We start from the raw sequence: 26276 nt of genomic DNA, 5'->3' as shown, positions 1-26276 counted from the left end.
AGCCCACCAAATTGAGTATTGTTGGCAAACAAAGAAGGTGCTGGATGAAAACCGACCATCTTGAAAAGGTGCTAAAAGCAGGAATTTCAAAATTGATTGAAAACTAAGCGCTCATGCGTTCACCCTGCCCTTCAATTTACTTGCTTTTTCTGCTCCTAATTGCTGTACACGCGCGCACTTTGTTGATAACGCGCATGCAAAGCTCACAGTTTGCAATATACTGTATATACATACAGTTAAACGTGAGATGGGTAACAGCATGGCTGCCAGTCCGTTTTTGAATCGCATTCGCCGGGAACTTCGCCTGGGTGGCTACAGCCTGCGCACCGAAAAAACCTGGCTGCACTGGATAAAACGATTCATTCGCTTTCATCAGCTGCGCCACCCAGCCGACATGGGTGCACCAGAAGTGCGCAACTTTCTTACCTGGCTGGCCGCCGATTATCATGTTGCCGTCAACACGCAGAAAACCGCCCTTAATGCTCTGGCATTTATGTATCACAAGGTGCTGAACATCGAGCTTGGAGATCTGGATTTTCATCGTGCCACTCTATATCGTAGCCTTCCCGTGGTACTGACTCAGGCTGAAGTCGCGTTGATTTTCAAACACCTGGATGAACGCAACCGGCTGATCTTCTCATTGCTCTATGGCAGCGGCCTCAGAATCACCGAATGCCTGCGGCTGAGAGTGCAGGACATAGGCTTTAACGACGGCTCTGTTACCGTGCGTAATGGCAAGGGCAATAAAGACAGAAAAACCATGTTAAGCCAGCGACTGCACAAGATGCTGCACCAGCAGATAGAAAGCGCCTTGTCGATTCAGCAGGCAGATAACCTCAAAGGTGTTGGCCCATCACTTCCCTATGCCATTGGCAAAAAATACCCCAATGCCTTTCGCCAAGCCGCCTGGATGTTTGTTTTCCCATCCGTCAGCCTGTGTAAGCATCCTGTTACCGGAGTAATTTGCCGTCATCATCTGCATGACTCGGTGCCGCGCAAAGCACTAAAAACCGCAGTCAGTCAGGCCGGCATCAACAACAAGCGCATTAGCTGCCATACCTTTCGTCATTCATTTGCCACGCATTTGCTTGAAAGCAGGCGTGATATCAGAACCCTACAGGAGCTGCTTGGCCACAGCGATGTGCGTACCACTCAAATTTACACCCATGTGATCGGTCAGCACTTTGCCGGCACACACAGCCCCCTCGACTTTCTTGCAGGTGCGGACAAACAGTAACCGACTCAAATTTAGTTAAATGTCATCCACGCTACCGCCGGACCTTGCAGGCGATCATCCTGATTGCAGCGCTGTAAATTTGCGTCCTATTCTGACGCACTGGAGAAATAATTCAATTGAGACCTATCCAAAAACGGCCCGCGTGCGGGCCGGTGTGTATGTCTGCCGGGGCGTGATTCAGGCGGATTCGGCGCCAATTTCCCGCAAGGCCTGCACCAGGGCATCGGGCTCCTGGGCGCCGGCAATCAGGTATTGCTCGTTGATAATAAAGGCGGGCACGGAGGTTACACCGGCTTGCTGGTAGGTGGCTTCTTCTTCCCGCACCAGGTCGGCGTATTGATCCGAGTCCAGCACCTGTCTTGCTTTTTCCGGGTCCAGCCCCAGCGCTTGCACGCAGTTCAGCAGCACGGCGTGATCGGACACATCCATCGCCTTGCCAAAATACACCTCGAACAGGGCCTGTTTCATGGCGGTTTGCCGGCCCTGCTCCCCTGCCCACTTCACCAGCCGGTGGGCATCAAAGGTATTGCAAGTAAAGCGTTCCTGTATTTTCGCGAAGTTAAGGCCAAGACCGGTGGCAATCGCCTGCATGCGCTGCTGATTTTCCCGCATCTCCTGCTCGCTGCGGCCGTATTTTCTGGCCAGGGCAGGCAGAATGGGCTCACCTTGCCCGGTGTGATCCGGGTTCAGTTCAAATGCCTTCCACTGCACGCTGAATTCATACTCGGGCGTCAGCCGTTCCATGGCCTGCGCCAGCCGGGCATAGCCAATGGCACACCAGGGGCAGGCGATATCGGAAACAATATCTATTCGTATCTTTTTCATGGTGCTCCTACAGAAATTCGCGGGTGATGCTGATGATGCGGGCTTCCACGGTGCACTGTATCTTGTCTTCAATGCGGCTGCACAGCGATTCCACCTCGCGGCGCGAGGCGGCCACCACCACGAATGTCCATTCGCTGGCATCGTGGCTGTTGTGTGCACCGCTCTCGCACACGGCCACCGCCGGGTTGCGCCCGAACCGTTCGTGCATGCCCCCCATGCGCTGGCGTTTTTCCTTTAACGAGCCACATCCCGGCAGAGAAAAGGTGATGCTCAGCAACCCGATATGCATGCCATTCTCCTTGCGGCGGGAAAACAGGATCTGACAAGCGTAGCCCTTCACGCTCCTTTTGGCAGCGCGAACGATGTTATGCAGGGCACCGGCCCCTGGGGGCCGGTGCGAACATCAGGCGGGTTGCAGCACCTTGGTGAACAGGGTGGCGTTGTTCAGATCCTTGAGGGTCACGGTCATGGCGCGGCTTTCGGGGTCTATGTCTGTCTGGCCAAAGAACTGCAGGCCGGCCAGGGGCGACTGATTCTGGGTGGCAGGCGATTTCTCGTAAACCACCTGCAGGCCAAAGGTGTCGTCCGGCTTGCCGGGGCCAAAGCTGCCGGCGTTCAGCGGGCCGGATACGAATTCCCAGAAAGGCGCAAAGTCGTTAAAGCTGGCCTTGGCCGGGTCGTAATAGTGGGCGGCGGTGTAGTGCACATCGGCGGTAAACCACACCACGTTGTTAATGCCGGCATCCTTAATGCCCTTGAGCAGCCGGGCAATCTCCAGCTCCCTGCCTTTGGCGGGGCCGTGATCGCCATTGGCCACCGCCTCCCACTTATCGCCATCTGCCACCTGCAGGCCCAGGGGCATGTCGCAGAACACCGCCTTCCAGGTAGCAGTGGAGGCTTTAAGCTCTTCCAGCAGCCAGTCTACCTGAGTGCTGCCCAAAATAGCGGTGTCTTCCCCTTCCCGGGTTTGCAGGTTGGCGCTGTTGGGGCCACGGTAGGAGCGCATGTCGAGCACAAAGCGGTCGAGCAGCGGGCCAAAGGGCAGACTGCGGTAAATTCGCTCGCTGCCTTCAGGGCCGGTGCGACGAATGGGGGCGTAATCGAAAAAGGCACGGGTGGCCCGGGCCTGCAACAGGGTGGCGCTTTTTACCTGGTAGCGGGCGTCGCCGCTCAGATCCTTGGCCGCAGAATAGTTGTTCACCACTTCGTGATCGTCCCACTGCCAGATCTGCGCCACCTTGCTGTTAAACAGGCGCACGTTTTCGTCCATCAGGTTATAGCGGTAGCGGCCGCGAAATTCGTTGAGGGTTTCGGCCACCTTGCTCACCTCGGGGGTGACCAGGTTTTTCCAGATCTTGCCGTCTTCCACCTCTATTTGTGCAGGAATGGGACCGTCGGCATAGATATTGTCGCCGCTGTGCACAAAGAAGTCGGGCTGCTGCTCGGCCATGGTGCGGTAAATTTTCATGCCGCCCATTTCCGGGTTAATGCCATAGCCCTGGCCGGCGGTGTCGCCGGACCACAAAAACCGCACCGGGGCGGCGGCCACGGGGGCGGTCATAAAGCTGCCCGTTACCCAGTCGGAGAATTCGCCGTTGCCGGCGTCGCTGTAACCCACCCGCACATGAATGCGGCGGCCGGCAGGCAACCCGGTCAGCTCCAGCCGGCTGGTAAAGTCGCCGGGCGACAGCGCCCAGGGGCCGCGCACCCGCTGGGCCTTGGCAAAGCCCGGGTCGGTGCTCCACTCCACCCACATGCGCGCCGGCCGATCGCTGCGGCCCCACACAATGGCGCTGTGGGCCAGCACGTCGCCAATCTGAATGCCGCTTTGCTGCTGTGGCTGGCCATTGGCCGCCATGGCCGGCGTTTTGCTCAGCAGCAGGCCACCGCCCAGCACCGCCATGCCCTGAAGAAAGTCGCGTCGTTTCATTCCATCCTCTGCATCAACAGGAAAAGGAGCACTGTAGAAAGCGCAGATGAAAATCGGGTAAAGATTGCGTGACGAATTGAAGAAAGCGAAAGGCTGAGCCGAATAAACGCACTAATCGGCTCAGATGGTGAGCCGAATACGCGGGTTATTCGGCTCAGGAGCCAGTTCAGCTCACTCGCGGCACCCGTTTGGTGTCGTCAAGCTGGCGGTTCAGCTCACGCAACCGGCTCAGCGAAATTTGATACTGGCCATTGGCGGGCAGTGGCTTGCCCCTGAAGCAGGCCCAGATCAGTGCGCCTGGCCCGTTATAGATCTCTTCAAAGGTGCCGTCCCGTGTCAGTCGGATCACAATGGCATGCTCCGGCTCACTGCGAAATGCCACTGTCTTTGACTGGGTCGCCTTGATCTCCACTTTAAGGCCGCTACTGGTTACGGCGTCATGGCCTTTGTTGGACGCAGTCATCAGCTCAAGATCGTAGACATCGGCCACCAGGCATTCGCCCAGGCTGCCCACCATATGACCGTCGGGCGTAAAGTGCCGACCGGGGAACATGGCTTCCAGCTCATTCACGGTGGCGTAGAGCTGTTTGACCAGAGTCTGGAGTTTGTGGTGGTTGATCATAAGAGTGAATCAGCACTGGTACTCGATACCGTCTCCGGAAATGCGCACCACTTTGGCCGAGACCAGCTGATTAATTTGTTCCTGAATAGCCAGCTCATTGCCCTTTATGCCCAGCTGGGCGGCAATGTGGTTGCGCAGGCTGGTCACTTTTTGAGGGCGTTTGTCTCTGGGGGTGGATACCAGGCTGTGCACCAGCCGATCAATATTGGCGCTGGCGATTTTCAGTTGCTTGCACGGGCGACCAAGGTTCTTGATATGGGTAATCAGCGGTGAAAATCCGCCGTCGTTGCTGACCACTTCAAAGGTCACGCCCTGTGGTGCCTCGCTGTCGAATTTGCCCAGATAGTAGGCCAGGTGAAAATCCAGGTTATTGGCCTGAGTGGCCTTTAACTGCACCACCGTGAGGTTGATGGGTTTGTCGTATCTGACATCGCCAAAGTCCAGCCTGGGCTGTTTGGCGCCGAGAAAAAGAATGACCCGCTCGAAGCAGGACAGGTCCACCTTGCTCAGGCAGCCCACATTTTCGTAATCGATAAATGCCCATTTCATGGTCTCTATCCTTGAGTTGCCGTTGCAGAATATGCGGGCCTGAGAGTGTTGCCGCTAGCGCAGCAATATGCGGGCAGGCTGCCCCCATTCGGGGACAAGACCCGCGCTCCATTTACCTACACCTTGCCCTTGAGCAGGGCCTCTATGCTGCCCACGGCGCCGAGCACGCTGCTGGCTTCATAGGGAAGGAAGATACGGTCGCCATCCTTGCCGATTTCGGGCAGGGTTTTCAGGTATTCCAGACCGAGCAGGTAGCCCACCACCATTTGCGGATCGAGCCGGTCGCTGCCGGCGGCGAGTACCTGGTCTATGGCCTGGCGCTGGCCGTCGGCCATCAGAATGGCGGCTTCCTTTTCGCCTTCCGCCACCAGAATGTTGGAGCGCTTCTCCCCTTCCGCCCGGGCAATGGCGGCTTCCCGCTCACCGTTGGCCTGCAGCACCAGGGCGCGACGCTCCCGCTCGGCGGCCATTTGCTTGCGCATGGCGTCTTCCACTTCGGCGGGGATCATGATGTCCTGGATCTCGACCCGGGTGACCTTTACCCCCCACTTGTTGCCGGCTTCGTCCATCACAATCTGCAGCTTGTCGTTGATCTCCTGACGGGATTCAAACAGCTTGTCGAGTTCCATTTTGCCCACCTCGGAGCGCAGCGAGGTCTTGGCCAGAATCTCGATGGCCTGGATCAGGTTCTCGGTCTGATACACGGCCCGCTCGGGGTCGATCACCTGAAAATACAGGGCGCCGTTTACGGTCACGCTCACGTTATCGGCGGTGATCACCGACTGACCGGGAAAGTCGAGCACGGTTTCACGGCGGTCGATGCGGGTTTCTTCCATCACCACCGCCACGTTCTCGCCGCCAATGGGCTGGTAGCGGCGCACCTTGATCGAGCGGGGCTTGTCCACAAAGGGAATAATCCAGTTAATGCCCGGGCTCAGGGTTTTCTGGTAGCTGCCCAGGCGCTCAATCACCACGGCTTCCGACTGCTGCACTATCATCAGGCCCTTGATCACCAGTGCCAAAACCAGCACGGTAAACACCAGGGCAATAATCAACATCATATCCATGAGCACACTCCCCTTATGGTTTTAAAACTTGTTATTCCGGCCGTTTGACGATGGCGGTAATACCGTCGAAACGGACAATTTCCACCCGGTCTCCTTCTTTCAGTTCAACGCCGGCTTCGCCGCGCACCATAAACAGATCCCCTTCCAGCTTCAGGCGCAGCTCGCCGGTATGATGACGCACCAGGGTGCCGGTTTGATGACGGCTTTCACCGGCCAGGCCGCTTTTGCGGCGCGACGGAGCAAATTCACGAAAGGCTTTTTTCAGCAGCGGGGCCAGCACGGCGGTGGCCAGGGCAAAGGTGAACCACTGGCCGGTGACGCTCACCTCCAGCAGGGCCGCCATCATGGCAGCAAGAGCGGCCAGCCCCATGGCAAAGGCAAAGAAGCCGGTGCCGAGCAGCTCGGCCAGTAACAGAACAAGGGCGGCGATCAGCCAAAGATGCCAGGCAAGCACGTAGATTCACCTCAGATACAAATGGAACAGTGCTTACTATAGAAGAGTGAGGAGAAAGCGGGAAGGTGAAAAGCCGGGGATTGGGGATTGCCCCCCGCCGTTGGCAGTAGGTTGCCAATGAGCGCAGCGAATTGCAACACGAAGCCGACTGCGGGTTGTTGGGATTCGCTTCGCTCATCACAACCTACGGTCAAACCGCCGTCATTCACGTTTGGCGGTATGCATTCCCACGCGGAGCGTGGGAACGAGGAAAGCTGCAGACAACGCCTCTTACGGCTGACAGCTTACGGCTTACAGCTCCCCAACGGGGCGGGCCAGTTTAAACAGTTCAAAGAAGTTGGCGGTGGTTTGCCGGGCCACTTCTTCATAGGGCACGCCCTTGAGCTCGGCCACAAACTCGGCCACGGTGCGGGTGTAGGCAGGCTCGTTTTCTTCGCCACGACACGGCACCGGGGCCAGCCAGGGGGAGTCGGTTTCCACCAGCAGCCGCTCCAGCGGCAGGGCCTTGACTACCTCGCGCAGGGCCTCGGCGCTGCGGAAGGTGACGATGCCGGAGATGGAGATGTAAAAGCCCAGCTCCATGGCGGCTTCGGCCATTTCCAGGGATTCGGTAAAGCAGTGCAGCACGCCGCCCACCTTGTCGGCGCCGCCCTGGCGCAAAATCTCCAGGGTGTCTTCTTGCGCGCTGCGGGTGTGAATGATCAGCGGCTTGTTCAGCTCCACAGCCACCTGCACATGCTGCTCAAAGGAGCGCTTCTGCAGCTCGGCGCTTTCCGGGGCGTAGAAATAGTCCAGCCCGGTTTCACCGATGGCGACTACCGACGGATGAGAGGCCAGCTCCCGCAGCAGCGCCGGATCGTTCTGCTCGTCGCCCTGGTGCAGCGGGTGCACGCCACAGGACGCAAACACCTGAGGGTAAGGCTCAACGGCCTTGAGCATATCGGGAAAGGACGACAGCCCCACACCAATGCACAGCATGTGGTTTACGCCCCGGGCGGCGGCCTTGGCAATGGCCTCGTCCATGGATTTGTGTTTCTTGCCGTAATCAAGTTTGTCGAGGTGGCAATGGGAATCAACCAGCAAAATCGGCTCCAGTAAAACGTGTTCGGTAATCAGGAATGGGTTAATGCGTGCTGCAGGCGGCGCAGCCACTGGCCCAGTTGCAGGCCGGTGTTCACCGGCCTGCCCTGCCCCGGCTGCAACCGGCGGCGCAACGTCAGCAGCTCGCTGTTCAGCTCATGCAGGGGCATGGCGCCCAGCCGGGCCAGGCGCTCGCTCTGCCCGCGGCAGTCGTCCAGCTTGAGGGGCGCATTCACCCCAAGGGCGGTTTGCAGGGCGTCCTGCAACAACAGCTGCACCCACACAAGGTGCACCGGCTGCTCCTGCAGGCTGGCCTGCACACCGGGCAGGGCCGCGGGCGCCTCGGCAAGGCGCACCAGCTCATCCAGCAGGGTCAGGCGCTTGTCGTCGGCGCCCTGCTGCAAATATTCCAGGGTTTGCAGGGGTGAGCCCTGGTTTACGCTCAGCGCCGCCGGGGTGGCGCTTACGCCCTGCTCATTCAGCCAGGCCAGCGCAGTCTGGGTGTCGGGCTGCGGCACCAGCCACTGCTGGCAGCGGCTGATGAGGGTCGGCAGCAGCCGCTCGGGTTGCGACGACACCAAAATCAGGGTGCTTTCACCTGCCGGCTCTTCCAGGGTTTTCAGCAAGGCGTTGGCGGCGGCCTCGGTCATCAGCTCGGCCCGCTCAATAATGGCCACCTTGCCATGGCCCAGGCGGGCGCTCTCGCTCATGATGCGGCCGAGTTCGCGAATGGCGTCAATGCCAATGCTGCGCCCTTCCCGGCCCACCACATGCAGATCGGAATGGCTGCCGGCGGCGGTGAGCTCACAGGCATGGCACATGCCGCAGGGGGCATTATTTGTATGTTGGCATAATAATGCGGTGGCCAGTTTGCCGGCCAGTTCGCCCTTGCCCAGCCCCGCCATGCCCTTGATCAGCAGCGCATGGCCCAGCCGGCGTTCGCGCACGCCCTGCAGCAGCGGCTGCCATACCGGGATCAGCCAGTGGTACACAGTCGCTGCTCCAGGCAGGCCAGCACGCGGTCTTTCACTTCCTGCTCATTGCCGGAAGCGTCAATCAACGCGCAGTCGGGGTCGGCCTTGGCCAGTTCGAGGTAACGGGCGCGGGTGCGCTCGAAAAAGTCGAGGTTTTCCAGCTCAATGCGGTCCAGCTCGCCCCGGCTACGGGCCCGGGTTAGCCCCTGAGCCGGGTCGATATCGAGATACAGGGTGAGATCCGGTTTAAAGTCCCCCAGCACCGCCTGCTTTATCTGGGTGATCAGCCCGGCATCTATGCCCCGGCCGCCGCCCTGATAGGCCTGGGAAGACAGATCGTGCCGGTCGCCCACCACCCAGACGCCGTCCGCCAGCGCCGGCTGAATACGGTTTTTCACCAGCTGCACCCGGGCGGCATACATCAGCAGCAGCTCGGCTTCCATGGTGAGGGGCTCGTCGTGCACTTCCTTGACCAGGGCACGCATTTTTTCCGCCAGCGGCGTGCCCCCCGGCTCCCGGGTAGTCATCACGGTGTGGCCTCGGGCCTCGAGCCAGCTCACCACATGGCGCTGCACCGTGCTCTTGCCGGCGCCTTCGAGACCTTCAATCACAATAAAACGGCTCATGGATTACCTTATTTGTTCAGTATGTAGCGGCGCACCGCCCGGTTGTGCTCACGCAGGCTTTTGGAAAAGTAATGACGCCCGTCTTCGCCCATGGCCACAAAATAGTAATATTTGCTCTCGGCCGGGTTCAGCGCCGCGCGAATCGCCTCCTTGCTGGGCATGGCAATGGGCGTGGGCGGCAGGCCGCGGATCACATAGGTGTTGTAGGGAGTGTGGGTCTGCAGATCCCGCTTGCGAATGTTGCCGTCATAGTCCTCGCCCATGCCGTAGATCACCGTGGGATCGGTCTGCAGCCGCATGCCCCGGCGCAACCGGTTCACAAACACGGAGGCGATCATCGGCCGCTCGTCGGCCACACCGGTTTCCTTTTCAATGATGGAGGCCAGGATCAGCGCCTCGTAAGGGGTCTTGATGGGCAGATCGGCATCGCGGTTTTCCCAGGCCTCATGCAGAAAGTCCTGCATATGGCCATAGGCGCGCTCCAGCACATCCAGGTCGCTGTCGCCCGGGGTATAGTTGTAGGTTTCCGGCAGAAACAGGCCTTCCAGCTTGTCGCGCTCAGCCCCCAGGCGCTCGGCCAGCTCGGCCTCGCTCATGCCTTCAAGCTCCTGCTCCAGATACTCGGCACTGGCGAGCCGGGCCTGCCAGTCGGACAGGCGCAGCCCTTCCACCAGGGTCACGTTCAGGCGATAAACGTCGCCGTTCACAAATTTGGTCAGCGCCTCGCGCAGCCGGGTGTTCTCATCCAGCTTGTAGGTACCCTGGCGCACCGCCGCCAGCTCCGGATGCAGTTTCAGCCACAAACGGCGGTGCAACAGGGGCAGATCCGGGCTGAGCCGGCCGGTCAGTTGCAGGGCGGTCTCGCCCCGGTGCACCACAAACAGCGGGTGCTCTCCCGGTGTAATGGTCAGGTTTTCCAGCCGTTGCCACTGGTGATAGCCATATCCCGCCAGCCCCAGGCCCGCCAGGGTGGCCGCCAGCACGGCGGCCTTCAGCCCTTTAATCAATTTGCTCATATCGTTGTTGCAGTGCTCTCGTCATGGAAAAGTCGCCGCCAAGGTCGCGCCCGGCCACCGTGCGCACCGGCACCAGCCCCATCAGGGCATTGGTCAGCCACACTTCGTCGGCCTGTTGCAGCGTTTCAAGGGGGGCGCTTATCTCCTGTACCTGTTTGCCAAGCTCGCTGATTACCCAGCGGCGTAGGGTGCCGTGCACTCCACCCGTAGCAAGCTCGGGGGTAAACACCGCATCGCCCTTGCGCCAGAACAGGTTGGCGGTCACCGCCTCCATCACTGTGCCCTCTTCGTTCAGCACCACGCCCTCAGGCAGCTCTCTGGCTTCAAGCTCGGCCTTGAGCAACACCTGCTCCAGCCGGTTCACGGTTTTCAGTCCGGCCAGCAGCGAAGAGCTGCCCAGGCGCCCTTCACACAGGCCCAGGTCAATGCCCTGCTCGCGCCAGGTGAGGTAGTGGGCGGGAAAGGGCGACACATTCAGCGCCACCACAGTATCGCCGCAGCCGGCAATACCGTAACCCCGGCCACCGGGGCCGCGCAACAGGGTCAGGCGCACCACGCGATCGCCCTCGTCCGGCAAAGCCGCCAGCTCGGCTTCAATGGCGGTCCAGTCCGGCTCGGCCATGTGCAGCCGCTGGCAGGCATCGATCAGCCGGGCCTTGTGCAGGGGCCACAACCGCACCCTGCCCCGCCGGGCGTGCATGGTGGTGAAGTGACCGTCGCCCAGCATCCAGCCCCGGCTCAGGGCCGGCTCCTGAGAATGAAGAATGTTCTGCATGACTATTTCATAAAAAAAGCCCGGCACATGGCCGGGCTTGGTCTGGCCAAAAGGCCATTATATGCGTTTGAAGATCAATGAGCCATTGGTGCCGCCAAACCCGAAGGAGTTGGACAGGGCATACTCAAACTCGGCCTTTCTGGCCTGGTGCGGCACCAGATCCAGATCACACTCATCATCCGGGTTGTCCAGGTTGATGGTGGGCGGCGCTACCTGATCACGCAGGGCCAGCACGCTGATGATGGCTTCAATGGCACCGGCGGCACCCAGTAGGTGACCGGTCATTGATTTGGTGGAGCTCACCAGCAGCTTGCTGGCATGCTCGCCAAACACCTTCTTCACCGCTTTCAGCTCGGCCACATCCCCCAGCGGGGTGGAGGTGCCGTGGGCGTTGATGTAACCCACCAGTGCCGGATCCAGCTGGGCGTCGCGCAGGGCGTTGGCCATGGCGGCGGCGGCACCGCTGCCGTCATCGGGCGGCGCAGTCATGTGGTGGGCATCGCCACTCATGCCAAAGCCAACCAGCTCGGCATAAATGGTGGCGCCACGGGCCTTGGCGTGCTCGTATTCTTCCAGCATCACCACACCGGCGCCGTCACCCAGCACAAAGCCGTCTCTGTCCTTGTCCCACGGACGACTGGCCTTTTCAGGATCGTCGTTGCGGGTGGACAGGGCGCGGGCGGCAGCAAAGCCACCCATGCCCATGGGCGTGGAGGCCTTTTCGGTGCCGCCGGCCAGCATGGCGTCGGCGTCGCCGTAGGCGATCATGCGGGCCGCCAGACCAATGCTGTGAGTACCGGTAGTACAGGCAGTGGTGGCCGCAATGTTGGGACCACGCAGTCCTTTCATGATCGACAGATGGCCGGACACCATGTTGATAATGGTGGACGGCACAAAGAAGGGGCTCAGCTTGCGCGGGCCGCTCTTCATCAGGCTGGTGTGGTTCTGCTCGATAAGACCGAGGCCACCAATGCCGGAGCCGATGGACACACCCACGCGATCGGCGTTGGCGTCTGTGATCTCCAGTCCGGCGTCGGCAAAGGCCTGCAGGCCTGCCGCGATACCGTACTGAATGAACAAGTCCATTTTGCGGGCTTCTTTTTTGGCAATGCCATGCGCTTCCGGGTCAAAGTCCTTGACCAGGCCGGCAAATTTGGTGGTGTAATCGGTTGTATCAAAGTGCTCTATGTTGGAAATGCCGCTTTGACCTGCCAGCAGGGCCTGCCAGCTGGCATCGACCGAATTTCCGACAGGAGAGAGCATACCGAGGCCAGTCACCACGACTCTGCGTTTGGACACAGGAGCGCCTCCGAATGGGATTTGAAACAAGAAAAAAACCGAAGTGGCGGGCGCCACTCCGGTACAGGTTTGTTATTCCTGGTTGGCGTTGATGTAATCGATCGCAGCCTGAACGGTGGTGATCTTTTCCGCTTCCTCGTCAGGAATCTCGGTATCAAACTCTTCTTCCAGAGCCATTACCAGTTCAACGGTGTCCAGGGAATCCGCGCCCAGATCATCAACGAAGGAAGCTTCGGATTTAACTTCTTCTTCCTTAACGCCCAGTTGCTCTACGATGATTTTCTTTACGCGTTCTTCGATGTTGCTCATGACCAGTATTTTCCTTTAGAAATACGCAAGTGCGTGTCGTTGCGGTAGTGTATAAAAATAACGGTGGTTTGCAAGCCTGTTTGGGGCTGGTCTAACCAGAATCCACACGAAAAATGCCGAATTTTCCGCCAATCAGGTGCCAACTGCCGTGATTTTCATCAAACCATGTACATGCCGCCGTTAACGTGCAGCGTTTCGCCGGTGATATAGCCGGCTTCATCCGACGCCAAAAAGGCCACGGCGGATGCAATCTCTTTGGGGTCGCCCAGGCGCTGAGCCGGAACCTGTGACAAGATACCGGCTCGTTGCTCGTCATTCAATGCGCGCGTCATGTCGGTTTCAATAAAACCGGGGGCGACCACGTTCACGGTAATGCCACGGGAAGCCACTTCCCGGCCCAGGGACTTGCTGAAGCCAATCAGGCCCGCCTTGGCGGCGGCATAGTTGGCCTGGCCGGCGTTGCCCATGGTGCCCACTACGGAGCCGATGGTCACAATGCGGCCAAAGCGCTTTTTCATCATGGTGCGCAGCACCGCCTTGGACAGGCGGAACACGGAGGTGAGGTTGGTGTCGATAATGTCCTGCCACTCCTCGTCCTTCATGCGCATCATCAGGTTGTCGCGGGTGATGCCGGCGTTGTTGACCAGCACGTCGATGTCACCAAAGCGCTCCTTGATGGTGGCCAGGGTAGCTTCAAGAGAAGCAGGATCGGTTACGTTCAGCACCAGACCTGCACCTTTTTCGCCCAGATAGGCGCTGATCGCCTCGGCGCCCTTTTCGCTGGTGGCGGTGCCGATCACGGTGGCGCCACGCTCGGCAAACAATTCGGCGGTGGCCCGGCCGATGCCGCGGCTGGCGCCGGTCACCAGCACTACTTTACCGGAAAAACTCATATTCACTCCTTTACCAGGGGTTTAAGCCAATTGAATTGTATTTAACGCATAACCCGACCGGAGTGTAGGCGCCGCTTCAGCTGGCGCAAAGGCACAGGCAACTGAATATTCAGGCCTGATGCTCAGGCTCTGCCGGCTAAAGCGGCAGCTACAAGAGATCCGGAATCGAATCATGGGTTTTAACACATTGGCATTAAAGACCGTTTACTGCGGTCAGGGCTTTTTCCAGGCTGGCGTCGTCGTTCACCGCCAGACCTTCCACCCGCTTGTCGATGCGCTTGGCCAGGCCGGTGAGCACCTTGCCCGGGCCCACTTCCAGGGCCAGGGTTACGCCCTGCTCCGCCATGGTTTCCACGGTTTCGGTCCAGCGCACCGGGCTGTACAGCTGACGCACCAGGGCGTCTTTAATGGCGGCGGGATCGATCTCGGGCTTTACATCCACGTTGTTGATCACGGGCACCGCCGGGGCGTTAAAGCTCATGGCGCTGAGCGTCTCGGCCAGCTTGTCGGCGGCGGGCTTCATCAGGGCGCAGTGGGACGGCACGCTCACGGGCAGCGGCAACGCACGCTTGGCGCCGCTTTCCTTCATCAGCACATTGGCGCGCTCTACCGCGGCCTTGTTGCCGGCGATCACCACCTGGCCCGGTGAGTTGAAGTTGACCGCAGACACCACCTCGCCCTCGGCGGCCTTTTCACAGTTGGCGATAATGGTGTCGTTGTCGAGGCCGATAATGGCAGACATGGCGCCGGTGCCTTCGGGCACGGCGTCCTGCATCAGCTTGCCGCGCAGCTCTACCAGCTTGACGCCGTCGGCCAGGCTCAGCACACCGGCGCACACCAGGGCGGAGTATTCACCCAGGCTGTGACCGGCCATCAGGGCGGGCTGTGCCCCACCCTGCTGCTGCCACAGGCGGTACAGGGCCACGGAAGACGTCAGCAGCGCCGGCTGGGTGCGCCAGGTCTTGTTCAGCTCTTCCGCCGGGCCGTTCAGCACCAGCTCGGCCAGATCGTAGCCCAGGGCGCCGGAGGCCTCGGCAAAGGTGGTTTTCACGATGTCGTGGCTGGCCAGCACGTCGGCCAGCATGCCCACGGTCTGGGATCCCTGACCGGGAAAGGTAATGGCAAAAGACATGGTAATTCCTCTTAAAAACGTACCAGGGCGGAGCCCCAGGCAAAACCGCCGCCAAAGGCTTCCAGCAGCACCAGCTGGCCGCGCTGAATGCGGCCGTCGCGCACCCCTTCATCCAGGGCGATGGGCACACTGGCCGCCGAGGTGTTGCCATGCTTGTCGAGGGTCAGAATGACCCGCTCGATGGGCATGTTCAGCTTGCGGGCGGTGGCGTTGATAATACGGTAGTTGGCCTGATGGGGTACCAGCCAGTCGAGTTCCGACTTGTCGATACCGTTGGCCTCGAGGGTCTGGGTCACGATGTCGCTCAGGCGGGAAACGGCCACCTTGAACACTTCGTTGCCCTTCATGTGCATGTAGGCATCCATTTCGGTGCCCGACACGCCACGCTGACGGTGCGGCAGCTTGAGCAGCTCGCCATAGGCGCCGTCGGCATGCAGATGGGTGGACAGAATGCCCGGCTCTTCGCTGGCACCCAGCACCACGGCGCCGGCGCCGTCGCCAAAGAGAATAATGGTGGAGCGATCGTCCGGCTTGCACATGCGCGACAGCGCATCGGCGCCGATCACCAGCACATGGCGGGCCTGGCCGCTCTTGATAAACTGATCCGCCACGCTCAGGGCGTAGCTGAAGCCGGCGCAGGCGGCGGCCAGGTCAAAGGCCGGAATGCCGGGCACGTTAAGCATGGCCTGCACTTGGCAGGCGGCGGCCGGAAAGGCATTGTCGGCGCTGGTGGTGGCCAGCACTATCATGTCGAGCTGGCCGGCGTCGATGCCGGCGGCGTCCAGGGCGCGCAGGGCGGCGCCATAAGACATGGTGGCCACGGTTTCTTCGGCACCGGCAATGCGGCGCTCGCGAATGCCGGTGCGCTCTACAATCCACTGGTCGCTGGTTTCAACCATGCGTTCCAGGTCGGCGTTGGTACGCACATCCTGTGGCAGGTAGCTGCCGGTTCCCAAAATTTTACTGTTCATAGGCGTTATCTTGCGTGACTGTCCTGAGGGGCAGTATCAAAAAGATGCGCGATTTTCGCAGGCAACTGATGCTCGGTTTCGGCGACGGCCTGCAGAATCGCATTCAAGAAGGCGGGTGATCCTGCGCTCCCGTGGCTTTTGACCACACTGGAACGTAATCCTATCAGACTGGCGCCATTATACTGATCCGGGTTCAGATGAGAAAGCCGCCGTTTTACCCAGAAGGCGAGCAGTTTCCACCAGAAGCCCCGCTTTTTACCCGCCCCCAGCAGCAGCCGGGCCACACCCTCGCTGGTTTTGAGCGCCACATTGCCGACAAAGCCGTCACAGACGATGACATCAGCCTTGCCGGCAAACAGACCATCCCCTTCCACATAGCCGGTATAGTTCAGCTCGGGCAGCGCTTTCAGACGGCGGGCCGCCTGGCGCACGGCGTCGTTGCCCTTGTTGGCTTCGGCGCCCACATTGAGCAGCGCCACACGAGGGCGCGGCTCCGACAGCACGTGCCGCGCCACCGCATCGCCCATCTGGGCGAACTGCACCAGCTGAGCGGCATCGCAGCTGACATTGGCCCCCAGATCGAGCAGCAGCGCATGGCCGCCGCCGGCCTGGGGCAAACGGGTGATCAACGCCGGCCGGGCCACCCCCGGCAGGGTGTGCACCACCCGCAGGGCCAGGGCCATCAGGGCGCCGGTATTGCCACCACTCACACAGGCCTGAGCCTCGCCCCTGGCCAGGGCCTCAAGGGCCCGACCCATGGACGAGTCTGCCAGGTGACGCAGGGCGTAACCGGCCTTGTGCTCATTGGTGACCTGCTGGGCGCAATAGTGCACCTGCACTCGGGGATGGGAGCTCAGATGGTGGCGTTCAAGCCAGGGAGAAAGCGCTGTCCGGGATCCGAACAACATCAGCTTGAGGCCGGGCAGAAGCGACAGTGCCTGCGCGGCGGCAGGCACTGTAACTGAAGGGCCGAAATCGCCCCCCATCATATCAAGCGCAACGGTCAGCTGCGGCAAAAGGCAACCCTTACTTGGCGATTACCTTCTGGCCACGGTAGAAACCATCGGCAGTCACGTGGTGACGACGATGAGTTTCGCCAGTGGTCTGGTCTACAGACAGGTTGGCAGTGCTCAGGGCATCGTGTGAACGACGCATACCACGCTTGGAACGGGTTTTACGGTTCTGTTGTACGGCCATTTGACCTACTCCTAAATCAGTTACTTGCGTTTTAATTCTTCCAGAATCGCGAAAGGATTCGGACGCTCTTCGGCTTCGGGAATGTCGCCATAACTCAGATCATACCTGCCTTCGGCACAGTGCTCATTTTCATGAGCCGGCACCAGCGGCAGAGCGAGAATGAGTTCATCCTCAATGATCTCGACCAGGTTGACTTCCCCGAATTCATCTGCCTCGAACGTCTCGTACGCTTCCGGCAATTCCGGCGCCTCGGCGTCTTCACGCAAAGGCGTGTACGTAAACTCGGACTCTATGGTGGTGTCGAACACCTCGTTACAGCGCTGGCACTGAAGGGCCACCTGTGCGCGGGCATGACCCGTCATCACACGAAGCCCTTGGGCATCGGTGCCAAAGCTCAGAGATGTGTCGATATCACCATGGATACCTTGGGTCGACTCCGCCAGTCTGGGCATCAGGTCTGCGGCATAAACACCCTGATAATCCAGGCGTTTGGTGGCGCAGCGAGCGGGGTCTACCTTGATGGGCAACTTTACCTTTTCCATAAGGCGCGCATATTATAGCGCCACTCCCCCGGAGTCAAAGGGAAAATGTGGCCATCACCCCGGCCGTGATTTGTCTTACCGGTCCCGGCGAGGCTAGAATCGGCGCTTTCCTTATTTTACTGCGGAGTGCAGCCATGCCGCCCCTGATCCTCGCCTCTTCCTCTCCCTATCGCCGCGCCCTGCTGGCCCGCCTGGGGCTGACCTTTGACTGTCACAGCCCGCACATAGACGAAGCCCCCCTGCCCGGTGAAACCGGCGAGGCCCTGGCCCTGCGCCTGGCACAACAAAAGGCGGCGGCGGTGGCCAGCCACTATCGGCAAGGGCTGGTGATTGGCTCGGATCAGGTCTGTGTGAACGGCGACAAATTGCTGGGCAAGCCCGGCACCATTGAAAAGGCCCGGGAGCAACTGCTGGCCGCCGCCGGCAAACGGGTCTCCTTTTATACCGGCCTGTGCCTGCACGATATTGCCACCGGCCGCACCGCGGCACTGGTGGAGCCCTTTCATGTGCACTTTCGCCCGCTCACGCCCGCCCAGATTGACCGCTACCTGGAAAAAGAGCCGGCCCTGGACTGCGCCGGCGCCTTCAAGTGCGAAGGCCTTGGCATCAGCCTCTTTGAACGCATGGACGGCCGCGATCTGGGCCAGCATCAGCGGATCCGGCTTGGAGCGGGCCTGATCGGCGCCCCGCAGGGCATGAAACAAATGGCCGAGGCCGGTTTCATCCAGCACCCGATCCAGCCCCACCCGCTGCTTGCCGGTGGCCACCGCCAGCCGGTAGCCGGTCTGGTGCAGACCGGTCAGGGTATCGGCGGCCCCCGCAAACAGCGGCGAGGGCGTGGTGTTCACTTCCAGGTAATGACGACGGTAGGCCAGCAGCAGGGCGTCACTGTCTTTCGGCGACAGCTCGCCAAACAATACCGGAAACGCCTTGTACAGGCTGAGGCCGATAATATGACGCACCGCTTCAGGCGTGGGCACCGGCAGGTGGCAGTCGGTGGCCGCCGCCTGCATGCAGGACACAATGCGCGCCACCGAGTCCATCAGGGTGCCGTCCCAGTCAAAAATCACCAGCTCATACTTCATGAGGTCGCCATTCTCGTCAGCAGTTTTTTCAGGGCCGGCTCCAGGGGCGCTTCCAGGGTCATGGTTTCCTCCTTGCCGGGGTGATAAAAACGAATGCGGCAGGCGTGCAGGAACAGGCGACCCAGCCCCTGGCTGCGCATGGCTTCATCAAACTGGCGATCACCGTATTTATCGTCCCCGGCAATGGGATGACCCGCATGCAGGGTATGCACCCTTATCTGGTGGGTGCGGCCGGTGACCGGGCTGCACTCCACCAAAGTGGCGCCGGCAAACTTCTGCACAATACGAAAGCGGGTTTCCGAGGGCTTGCCTTCCCGATCCACTTTTACAATGCGCTCTCCCGAGGCCAGCTCGTTTTTCTTCAGCGGCGCCTTCACCACCTTCTGATGGGGCTGCCACTGGCCGCGCACCAGCGCCAGATAGTGCTTGTCCATGGTTTTTTCCCGCAGCTGCTCGTGCAGGCTGCGCAGCATGCTGCGTTTTTTCGCCACCAGCAGAATGCCGGAGGTGTCCCGGTCCAGCCGGTGCACCAGCTCCAGAAAACGCGCCTGGGGCCGCAGCGAGCGCAGCCCTTCAATCACGCCAAAGCTGAGGCCACTGCCGCCATGCACCGCCATGCCCGAGGGCTTGTTAAGCACCAGCAGAGCGTCGTCTTCATAGAGGATGGCGCTTTCCAGCCCCTGCACGCTGTCGAGCTTCGCCGAGGGCAACACCTCTTCGCGCTCGGCCACCCGCACCGGCGGCACGCGGATCACGTCGCCGGCCAGCAGCTTGTATTCCGGTTTAATGCGCTTTTTGTTAACCCTAACCTCACCCTTGCGCAAAATACGATAAATCAGGCTTTTGGGAACGCCTTTGAGCTGAGTCCGTAAAAAGTTGTCGATGCGCTGCCCTTCATGCTCAGCCTCTATGGTGAGCAGCCGCACGCTTTGATGGTCTTGTTTCATGGCCGGGATTCTACCACCGAAGCCGGTGTTTTTGCTGCAAAAATGGTGCCTTGCTAAGGCTGTGGGTAAAGTGTGATAATGCGTGAGTTTTTCGTGTCTTCCCGGTTGGGGAGACACACACCCAAACCCCGGTATAACCGTTTGGTTCGCGACCTTTGGGCTTCGCTCCCTTATGACGTGATACACACCTGAAAAATGCGCCTCATGCGTAGCCAGCCGGGAGGCTGTAATGACTACGCTGACAGACTCGAGGCCGGTGTCAGTCGGAGCCGAATGGTCACTCCGGGTAACGCGAACACTGTAAAAAAACAGTAAAAACATATAAATAAAGAGTACTCAATGAAAAGAATGCTGATTAACGCAACCCAGGAAGAGGAGTTGCGCGTTGCCCTGGTGGACGGGCAAAGACTGTATGATCTCGATATTGAAAGCCCCGGCCACGAACAGAAAAAAGCCAACATCTACAAAGGCAAAATCACCCGGGTAGAACCCAGCCTGGAAGCCGCCTTTGTCGACTACGGCGCCGAGCGCCACGGCTTTCTGCCCCTCAAGGAAATTGCCCGCAACTACTTTCCCGCCGGTTACACCTATCAGGGCCGCCCCAATATCAAGGAAGTGGTCAAGGAAGGTCAGGAAGTCATCGTTCAGATTGATAAAGAAGAGCGTGGCAACAAGGGCGCGGCCCTCACCACCTTTATCAGTCTGGCCGGCTCCTATCTGGTGCTCATGCCCAACAACCCCCGCGCCGGTGGCATTTCCCGCCGCATTGAGGGTGACGAGCGCACCGAGCTGAAAGAAGCCCTGTCCCGCCTCAAGCTGCCCGACGGCATGGGCCTGATTGTGCGCACCGCCGGTGTGGGCAAGTCCGGCGAAGAGCTGGAGTGGGATCTGAACGTGCTCAAGACCCACTGGGCCACCATTCAGGAGGCCGCAGAAAGCCGCCCCGCTCCTTTCCTGATCCATCAGGAAAGCAACGTGATTGTGCGCGCCATTCGCGACTATCTGCGCCGGGATATCGGCGAGATCCTGATCGACAACCCCACGGTATTTGAGCGTGCCAAGCAGCACATTCAGCTGGTTCGTCCCGACTTCATCAACCGGGTCAAGCTGTATGAGGGCGATGTGCCCATGTTCAGCCACTACCAGATTGAAAGCCAGATCGAGTCGGCGTTTCAGCGGGAAGTGCGTCTGCCGTCCGGCGGCAGCATTGTCATCGATCCCACCGAAGCACTGACCTCCATCGACATCAACTCCGCCCGCGCCACCAAGGGCGGCGACATTGAAGAAACCGCACTGCAGACCAACTTGGAAGCGGCGGAAGAAATCGCCCGTCAGCTGCGCCTGCGCGACCTGGGCGGCCTGGTGGTGATCGACTTTATCGACATGACCCCGGTGCGCCACCAGCGCGAAGTGGAAAACCGCCTGCGCGACGCCGTGCGCCAGGACCGCGCCCGCATTCAGCTGGGCCGCATCTCCCGCTTTGGCCTGCTGGAAATGTCCCGTCAGCGCCTGCGTCCGTCGCTGGGCGAGTCCAGCACCCATGTGTGTCCCCGCTGTCTGGGTCAGGGCACCATTCGCGACAACGAGTCCCTCGCCCTGGCCATTCTGCGCCTGATTGAAGAAGAAGCGCTCAAGGACAACACCGGCCAGATCCACGGTCAGGTGCCGGTAGACGTGGCCGCCTATCTGCTTAACGAAAAGCGCAAGTCCATCGCCAACCTGGAAAACCGCTACAAGGTCGACATCTTTATTATTCCCAACGAGCAGCTGGAAACCCCGCACTTCGACGTGACCCGGGTGCGCAGCAGCGACGTGGAAGAAGTGACCAGCTATGAGCTGAAAACCGAGGTGGAGCAGCCGGTTTACCAGCCCCGCCAGCATCAGGCCAAACCGAAAAGCGAGCAGCCGGCGCTGCAGGGCTTTTCCGCCCCGGCCCCGGCGCCGGTGGCCCCGAGCCGCCCCGACCCCCAGCAGGCCCAGCCCCAGACACGCCAGCCCGGCCTGCTGAGCCGGCTGTTCTGCGCCATTGCCGGCTGGTTCAAGGGCCCGGAGCAAGCGGCTTCTCAAACCACTGCCACTGCCGAACCGACCCCGGCCCGCTCCGAGCGCGGCAACCGTGGCCAGCGCTCCGGCGAGCGCCGGGATCGCCGCGAGCGAGGCGATCGTCGCGGTAACAACCGTAACCGCAAACCCCGCGATGAAGAGCGCAGCCAGAAGCCGGCCCCGGCCGCCCCTGTCCAGGAAAGCAGCGAGCAGCAAAAGCCGGAGCGTCCGCGTCGTGAGCGTCGCAAGCCCCGTCGCGAGCAACAGCCCGAGCGCGCCCCTCGTCAGCAGCAGGAGCAGCAACAGCCGGCCCGTGAAGCCGACGCTCCCCGCGCCGCCGAGGTAACCGCCCAACAGCAGACTCCGCAGCAACCCCAGCAGGAGCTGGCCAAAGAGCAGGCCGTGGCCGAGCGCCGCCAGCGCCGTCAGCTGCGCAAAAAAGTGCGTCTCGACAGCGAAGGTCGCCCTCAGGAGCACCAGCCCGCCCCGGCAGAACATCAGACCGTCGAGCCGGCTCAGCAAACCGCCCAGGCCGAGGAGCGCAAAGAGCAGCCCCATCCGCACAAGCGCGCTCCCAAGCGCAAGCGCATCAATGAAGACAGCCGTCGTCGCCGCCGTGAAGAAAGCATTGCGGCCCTGATCGCCGAGCAGGGTGCCGACAAGTGGGTAGCCAGCGAGACCGAGACTGAACAGCAAGCCACTCAGCCCGAGCCGAAGCAGCCGGAAGTGATGGTGGAAGCTCAGGCTGAAGTAAAACCGGCGGAAGTGAAGCAGCCCGAAGCTCCGGCAGCTGAAGCCCAGCCCGAGCCAAAAGCGGAAGCCCCGGTGGCCGAAGCCCAGCCCGAGCCAAAAGCGGAAGCCCCGGTGGCCGAAGCCCAGCCCGAGCCGAAAGCAGAAGCCCCGGTGGCCGAAGCTCAGCCCGAACCGAAAGCAGAAGCACCCGTTGCCGAAGCCAAGCCCGAGCCCGAGCCCAAGGCAGAAGCACCCGTTGCCGAAGCCAAGCCCGAGCCCAAGGCAGAAGCACCCGTTGCCGAAGCCAAGCCCGAGCCCAAGGCAGAAGCGCCGGTAGTTGAAGCCAAGCCCGAGCCGAAAACAGAAGCGCCCGTTGCCGAAGCCAAGCCCGAGCCGAAAACAGAAGCGCCCGTTGCCGAAGCCAAGCCCGTAGCGACTGCCGGTCGTTACCTGGCGGCCCGCAAGGCCTCTGCGCCCATGACCAAGCCGCCGGTAGTGGAAGCCGTGCCTTACGTGAAGCCGGACTACCCGCCCCTGGTGCGTGAACCCATCGCCACCAGCGGCCGCCAGGGTGGCTCCATCAACGCCCGCAATCAGGCCTCGGCCCCCATGGCCAAGCCCTGATAGCTGCACGGTAATATAAAAAGGCTCCTTCGGGAGCCTTTTATTTTTCCTTTATCCTACCACCGTGGCTTTCTGATGGTTTTTGGATATTCACGGCGCACTCTGGCACGCTTGATATGCAGATACAGACCAATCATGATCAGCACAATTCCCGCAACCGGACCAGGCTGGGGTATATCGGCAAACAAAACCAGCAAGCCTATTGCTGCACAGCCATAAGGCCGCAATTCATATAGTAACCACTCCATGGTTATCCCTTATGATTCAAATTGACTCATCAAGATCAACAGCCAAACATCTGATCAGTGCGATATTTAACTTATACCCATTCTACGGATTCGTACAGAACCTTTCCGGTCTGAGCCGGACCTCAGGGTTTTTCGTAATCCATCAGCCCCGCAGCGCTTTCAGTACCCCGTCACAGGCTGCTTCCACCAGATCCAGCACCTGCTCAAAACCCCGCTCGCCACCATAATAGGGATCCGGCACTTCCTGCTCGGGACCATTGGCAAAGCTCAGCAACAGCTTCACCTTGTGCCTGTGCGCCGGCGGACACAAGCGCAGCAGATCTTCCAGGTTGCTGCGATCTGCCGCCAGCACCAGATCAAAGTGCTCAAAATCCTGTCGCGTTACCTGACGTGCCTGCATGCCGGAAAAATCGTATCCCCTCGCCTCACCCGCCGCCCGGGCACGGGCATCCGGCCCCGAGCCGGCGTGATAGCCAATGGTGCCCGCCGAATCAATCTCCAGCTCAACACCGGCCCGCACCGCCTTGTGACGCAACACCGCCTCGGCGGTGGGCGAGCGGCATATGTTGCCCATGCAGATCATCAGCACACTGATACTGTCTTTATTTTTCAGAGGGTTATCCGTCATTATCCTGCCTGCTTTCAGTGGGTATGGATGATAATAAAATTCAATATTTCAACATCTTGAAGAGTATTGTGAAGAGGATTTTTGAAATTTCAATCGGCAGGCGGCAGTGTTCACGTCCACAAAAAAAAAGCAGGATCCAGCCGTAGCGGGATCCTGCTCTTCATTTTCTCTTATTCCGGACTCAGGCCGGAGGGTTCACTCAGGCAGCAACCCCCTTGGCCAGCAGCTCTTTGCGCAGAATTTCTGCACCGGCGCTCAGGGCTTCCAGCTTGCCTCTGGCAATATGGCGGGCCAGGGGGGCCATGCCGCAGTTGGTGCTGGGGAGGAGCTTGTCGGCATCCACAAACTGCAGCGCCTTGCGCAGGGTGTCGGCAACCTGCTCCGGGGTTTCAATGGTGTTGGTGGCCACATCAATGGCGCCGACCATCACTTTTTTGCCGCGAATAAGCTCAATCAGATCCATCGGCACCCGGGAGTTCTGACATTCCAGCGACACAATATCGATATTGGACTGCTGCAGCCGCGGGAAGACCTCTTCATACTGCCGCCACTCGGACCCAAGGGTCTTTTTCCAGTCGGTGTTGGCCTTGATGCCGTAGCCGTAGCAGATGTGTACCGCGGTTTCACACTTCAGGCCTTCAATGGCCCGCTCCAGGGCGGCAATGCCCCAGTCGTTGACCTCGTCAAAGAAGACATTAAAGGCCGGCTCATCGAACTGAATAATGTCCACGCCGGCGGCTTCCAGCTCTCTGGCTTCCTGGTTCAGAATTTTGGCAAATTCCCAGGCCAGTTTTTCACGGCTCTGGTAATGACCGTCGTAGAGGGTATCTATCATGGTCATGGGGCCCGGCAGCGCCCATTTAATGGGCTTGTCGGTCTGCTGACGCAGGAATTTGGCATCTTCCACAAACACCGGCTTCTGGCGGCTGACCGCGCCCACTACCGAGGGCACGCTGGCGTCGTAGCGGTTACGGATTTTAACGGTCTTGCGCTGTTCAAAATCAACACCGTCGAGATGCTCAATAAAGGTGGTTACAAAGTGCTGACGGGTTTGCTCGCCGTCACTCACAATGTCGATGCCAGCTTTTTGCTGCTCCTGCAGCGACACCCGCAGGGCGTCCTGCTTGCCGTCAATCAGCTCCTGACCTTCCAGTTTCCAGGGTGACCACAGTGTTTCGGGCTGCGCCAGCCAGGACGGTTTGGGTAAGCTGCCGGCAGTGGACGTAGGGAATAACTTTTTCATGATAATTTCCGTTTCTGTTCTCGTTATTTATTAAGCGTAATTGGCAGACCACTGCTCAAGAATGTCGTGATAGGGCTTGATAAACACCTCTTCGGCAAACTTGCCCTGCTTGATCGCCAGCTGGCTGCGTTCTTCCCGGTCATAAACAATTTGCGTCAGTGAATGATCCGAGTTCTTCAGGCTGGGCTTGTAGCACTTGCCGGCCACCGCATTGGCGTTGTAGATCTCGGGCCGGTAGATCCGCTGAAAGGTTTCCATGGTGCTGATGGTGCTGATCAGCTCAAGGTTGCTGTAGTCATTCAGCAGATCACCAAAGAAGTAAAAGGCCAGCGGCGCGGCGCTGTGGGGCGGCATAAAGTAACGTACCTTCAGGCCCATTTTCTTGAAATACTGCTCGGTCAGGGATGACTCATTGGGCAGGTATTCCACACCCAGAATGGGGTGCTGGTTCTCGGTCTGATGATAGGTCTTGTTGTCAGACACACTCAGGCAGATCACCGGCAGCTTGGCAAAGTTCTGGCGGTAGGCATCGGAATTCACAAAGCACTGAAACAGCTTGCCGTGCAGATCGCCGAAGTCTTCCGGCACGCTGAAGCCCGCCTTGCCCTTGTTGTGCTCCAGCAGGCGCACACTGAAGTCGTAGTCCCGCACGTAGGAAGAAAAGTTGTTACCCACAATGCCTTCAATGCGCTGCTTGGTCTTGTGATCAACAATGTTGGTTTTCAGAATTTCAATGCTGGGAAAGCTCTGACCCTTGCCTTCACTGTCGATATTCATGTCAACGGAGATGATTTCAAGCTCAACTGAATAACGATCCGCCTTGGGATTATCCCAGTTCGCAATGGCATTGAACCGGTTGTTAATCATGGTCAGGGCGTTGCGCAGGTTCTCCTGGCGGCTCTCGCCCCGGGCCAGGTTGGCGAAGTTGGTAGTGATGCGCGTGCTGTCTGCCGGCTGATAATTTTCGTCAAAGGCAATGCTGTTAATCGCAAAAGTAAAGTCGTTATTCATAATGTCATCCCTTTTCCCGCATGAAGCCTGTATTTGTTGGTTGCTCTTTTTGGATGTCCAGCCATCCAGAGCTAAGCGTTAGGTATGTTATACAGGGGCCATTACATGAACAAAAATGATTTTACTTCATCAATATATGATACTTACTCATGATTTGTTGTGCGACAAGGCACTGCCGGGCACGAGGGCTGACGGGTTCACGGCCCGAGAGTGAGAG

General features: G+C 59.7%; 27 protein-coding genes and 2 pseudogenes. 3 read left to right on the top strand and 26 right to left on the bottom strand.

The features are described from left to right. The first annotated feature begins 247 nt into the window (after positions 1–247). The gene (locus DA373_RS11580) at positions 248–1237 is read left to right on the top strand and encodes an integron integrase (RefSeq protein ID WP_332871065.1); all 990 of its coding nucleotides are present in this window, start codon (positions 248–250) and stop codon (positions 1235–1237) included. Between the two features lie 177 nt (positions 1238–1414). On the opposite strand, the gene DA373_RS11575 is transcribed toward DA373_RS11580, so the two are convergent. The 20 genes from DA373_RS11575 to yceD all read right to left on the bottom strand — a co-directional run bounded on the left by DA373_RS11575 (position 1415) and on the right by yceD (position 17498). Beyond that, positions 1415–2062: a DsbA family oxidoreductase gene (locus tag DA373_RS11575; protein WP_107852468.1), complete on the bottom strand. Its 648-nt coding sequence runs from the start codon at positions 2060–2062 to the stop codon at positions 1415–1417. A 7-nt stretch (positions 2063–2069) separates the two neighbouring features. Further along, positions 2070–2351 (bottom strand): DUF503 domain-containing protein, encoded by a 282-nt coding sequence (locus tag DA373_RS11570; RefSeq protein ID WP_107852467.1) that lies wholly within the window; start codon positions 2349–2351, stop codon positions 2070–2072. Positions 2352–2465: 114 nt separating this feature from the next. Beyond that, positions 2466–3992 (bottom strand): alkaline phosphatase D family protein, encoded by a 1527-nt coding sequence (locus tag DA373_RS11565; protein WP_107852466.1) that lies wholly within the window; start codon positions 3990–3992, stop codon positions 2466–2468. A gap of 166 nt (positions 3993–4158) precedes the next feature. Continuing rightward, positions 4159–4614: a DUF6998 domain-containing protein gene (locus tag DA373_RS11560; protein WP_107852465.1), complete on the bottom strand. Its 456-nt coding sequence runs from the start codon at positions 4612–4614 to the stop codon at positions 4159–4161. A gap of 9 nt (positions 4615–4623) precedes the next feature. Then, positions 4624–5163, bottom strand: coding sequence for a PIN domain-containing protein (locus tag DA373_RS11555; RefSeq protein ID WP_107852464.1), 540 nt, complete (start codon positions 5161–5163; stop codon positions 4624–4626). Positions 5164–5279: 116 nt separating this feature from the next. Then, positions 5280–6230 carry an SPFH domain-containing protein gene (locus tag DA373_RS11550; RefSeq protein WP_107852463.1) on the bottom strand — a complete coding sequence of 317 codons (951 nt, stop codon included), beginning with the start codon at positions 6228–6230 and terminating at the stop codon, positions 5280–5282. Positions 6231–6261: 31 nt separating this feature from the next. Continuing rightward, positions 6262–6684, bottom strand: coding sequence for an NfeD family protein (locus DA373_RS11545; protein ID WP_107852462.1), 423 nt, complete (start codon positions 6682–6684; stop codon positions 6262–6264). Between the two features lie 291 nt (positions 6685–6975). Continuing rightward, positions 6976–7770: a TatD family hydrolase gene (locus DA373_RS11540; protein ID WP_198650305.1), complete on the bottom strand. Its 795-nt coding sequence runs from the start codon at positions 7768–7770 to the stop codon at positions 6976–6978. 26 nt (positions 7771–7796) lie between these two features. Continuing rightward, on the bottom strand, positions 7797–8756 hold the full coding sequence (gene holB, locus DA373_RS11535) for a DNA polymerase III subunit delta' (protein WP_107852460.1): 960 nt from the start codon (positions 8754–8756) through the stop codon (positions 7797–7799). Beyond that, positions 8741–9364, bottom strand: a complete 624-nt coding sequence (gene tmk, locus DA373_RS11530) for a dTMP kinase (RefSeq protein ID WP_107852459.1) — start codon at positions 9362–9364, stop codon at positions 8741–8743. Before tmk ends, holB begins: the two co-directional genes overlap by 16 nt. Before the next feature lie 8 nt (positions 9365–9372). Continuing rightward, on the bottom strand, positions 9373–10380 hold the full coding sequence (gene mltG, locus DA373_RS11525; RefSeq protein WP_107852458.1) for an endolytic transglycosylase MltG: 1008 nt from the start codon (positions 10378–10380) through the stop codon (positions 9373–9375). After that, a complete protein-coding gene (gene pabC / locus DA373_RS11520) occupies positions 10364–11155 on the bottom strand; it encodes an aminodeoxychorismate lyase (RefSeq protein ID WP_107852457.1) in 792 nt (263 codons plus the stop codon). The genes mltG and pabC overlap by 17 nt, the downstream gene beginning before the upstream one ends. A gap of 57 nt (positions 11156–11212) precedes the next feature. Then, complete coding sequence (fabF, locus tag DA373_RS11515; RefSeq protein ID WP_107852456.1) at positions 11213–12454, bottom strand: beta-ketoacyl-ACP synthase II; 1242 nt, start codon at positions 12452–12454, stop codon at positions 11213–11215. Positions 12455–12526: 72 nt separating this feature from the next. After that, entirely contained in the window at positions 12527–12763 is a 237-nt protein-coding gene (gene acpP / locus DA373_RS11510; RefSeq protein ID WP_014292450.1) for an acyl carrier protein, read from the bottom strand. 158 nt (positions 12764–12921) lie between these two features. Beyond that, positions 12922–13656 carry a 3-oxoacyl-ACP reductase FabG gene (fabG, locus tag DA373_RS11505; RefSeq protein WP_107852455.1) on the bottom strand — a complete coding sequence of 245 codons (735 nt, stop codon included), beginning with the start codon at positions 13654–13656 and terminating at the stop codon, positions 12922–12924. A 193-nt stretch (positions 13657–13849) separates the two neighbouring features. Further along, positions 13850–14788, bottom strand: coding sequence for an ACP S-malonyltransferase (gene fabD, locus DA373_RS11500; RefSeq protein ID WP_107852454.1), 939 nt, complete (start codon positions 14786–14788; stop codon positions 13850–13852). Positions 14789–14799: 11 nt separating this feature from the next. Further along, positions 14800–15759, bottom strand: coding sequence for a beta-ketoacyl-ACP synthase III (locus tag DA373_RS11495; protein WP_107852453.1), 960 nt, complete (start codon positions 15757–15759; stop codon positions 14800–14802). A 5-nt stretch (positions 15760–15764) separates the two neighbouring features. Beyond that, positions 15765–16775: a phosphate acyltransferase PlsX gene (gene plsX / locus DA373_RS11490; RefSeq protein ID WP_107852452.1), complete on the bottom strand. Its 1011-nt coding sequence runs from the start codon at positions 16773–16775 to the stop codon at positions 15765–15767. Positions 16776–16785: 10 nt separating this feature from the next. Beyond that, entirely contained in the window at positions 16786–16956 is a 171-nt protein-coding gene (gene rpmF, locus DA373_RS11485; RefSeq protein WP_014292445.1) for a 50S ribosomal protein L32, read from the bottom strand. Between the two features lie 20 nt (positions 16957–16976). Next, positions 16977–17498, bottom strand: coding sequence for a 23S rRNA accumulation protein YceD (gene yceD, locus DA373_RS11480; RefSeq protein ID WP_107852451.1), 522 nt, complete (start codon positions 17496–17498; stop codon positions 16977–16979). A 134-nt stretch (positions 17499–17632) separates the two neighbouring features. On the opposite strand from yceD, the pseudogene DA373_RS11475 reads away from it, so the two are divergent. Beyond that, positions 17633–18073: pseudogene (locus DA373_RS11475) on the top strand (Maf family protein); the annotation flags it as partial. Positions 18074–18133: 60 nt separating this feature from the next. Here the strand turns inward: DA373_RS11475 and DA373_RS11470 are convergent. Both DA373_RS11470 and rluC read right to left on the bottom strand, forming a co-directional pair. Further along, positions 18134–18583: pseudogene (locus DA373_RS11470) on the bottom strand (HAD hydrolase-like protein); the annotation flags it as partial. After that, complete coding sequence (rluC, locus tag DA373_RS11465; protein ID WP_107852450.1) at positions 18580–19530, bottom strand: 23S rRNA pseudouridine(955/2504/2580) synthase RluC; 951 nt, start codon at positions 19528–19530, stop codon at positions 18580–18582. The pseudogene DA373_RS11470 and the gene rluC, both read right to left, overlap by 4 nt. Before the next feature lie 339 nt (positions 19531–19869). Here rluC and rne point away from each other — a divergent pair, with 339 nt between their 5' ends. Beyond that, positions 19870–22929 (top strand): ribonuclease E, encoded by a 3060-nt coding sequence (gene rne / locus DA373_RS11460; RefSeq protein WP_107852449.1) that lies wholly within the window; start codon positions 19870–19872, stop codon positions 22927–22929. 56 nt (positions 22930–22985) lie between these two features. On the opposite strand, the gene DA373_RS16315 is transcribed toward rne, so the two are convergent. The 4 genes from DA373_RS16315 to DA373_RS11445 all read right to left on the bottom strand — a co-directional run bounded on the left by DA373_RS16315 (position 22986) and on the right by DA373_RS11445 (position 26059). Continuing rightward, the gene (locus DA373_RS16315) at positions 22986–23177 is read right to left on the bottom strand and encodes a hypothetical protein (protein ID WP_157953707.1); all 192 of its coding nucleotides are present in this window, start codon (positions 23175–23177) and stop codon (positions 22986–22988) included. A 142-nt stretch (positions 23178–23319) separates the two neighbouring features. Then, positions 23320–23805, bottom strand: a complete 486-nt coding sequence (locus DA373_RS11455; RefSeq protein ID WP_107852448.1) for a low molecular weight protein-tyrosine-phosphatase — start codon at positions 23803–23805, stop codon at positions 23320–23322. A 199-nt stretch (positions 23806–24004) separates the two neighbouring features. After that, positions 24005–25048, bottom strand: coding sequence for a methionine synthase (locus DA373_RS11450; protein WP_107852447.1), 1044 nt, complete (start codon positions 25046–25048; stop codon positions 24005–24007). Between the two features lie 30 nt (positions 25049–25078). After that, positions 25079–26059 (bottom strand): DUF1852 domain-containing protein, encoded by a 981-nt coding sequence (locus DA373_RS11445; RefSeq protein ID WP_107852446.1) that lies wholly within the window; start codon positions 26057–26059, stop codon positions 25079–25081. Between the last annotated feature and the right edge of the window lie 217 nt (positions 26060–26276).

Origin of the sequence: Oceanimonas marisflavi, assembly GCF_003049725.1 — a bacterium.
GTDB lineage: Bacteria > Pseudomonadota > Gammaproteobacteria > Enterobacterales > Aeromonadaceae > Oceanimonas > Oceanimonas marisflavi.
This window is presented reverse-complemented; position numbering and strand designations above follow the sequence as displayed.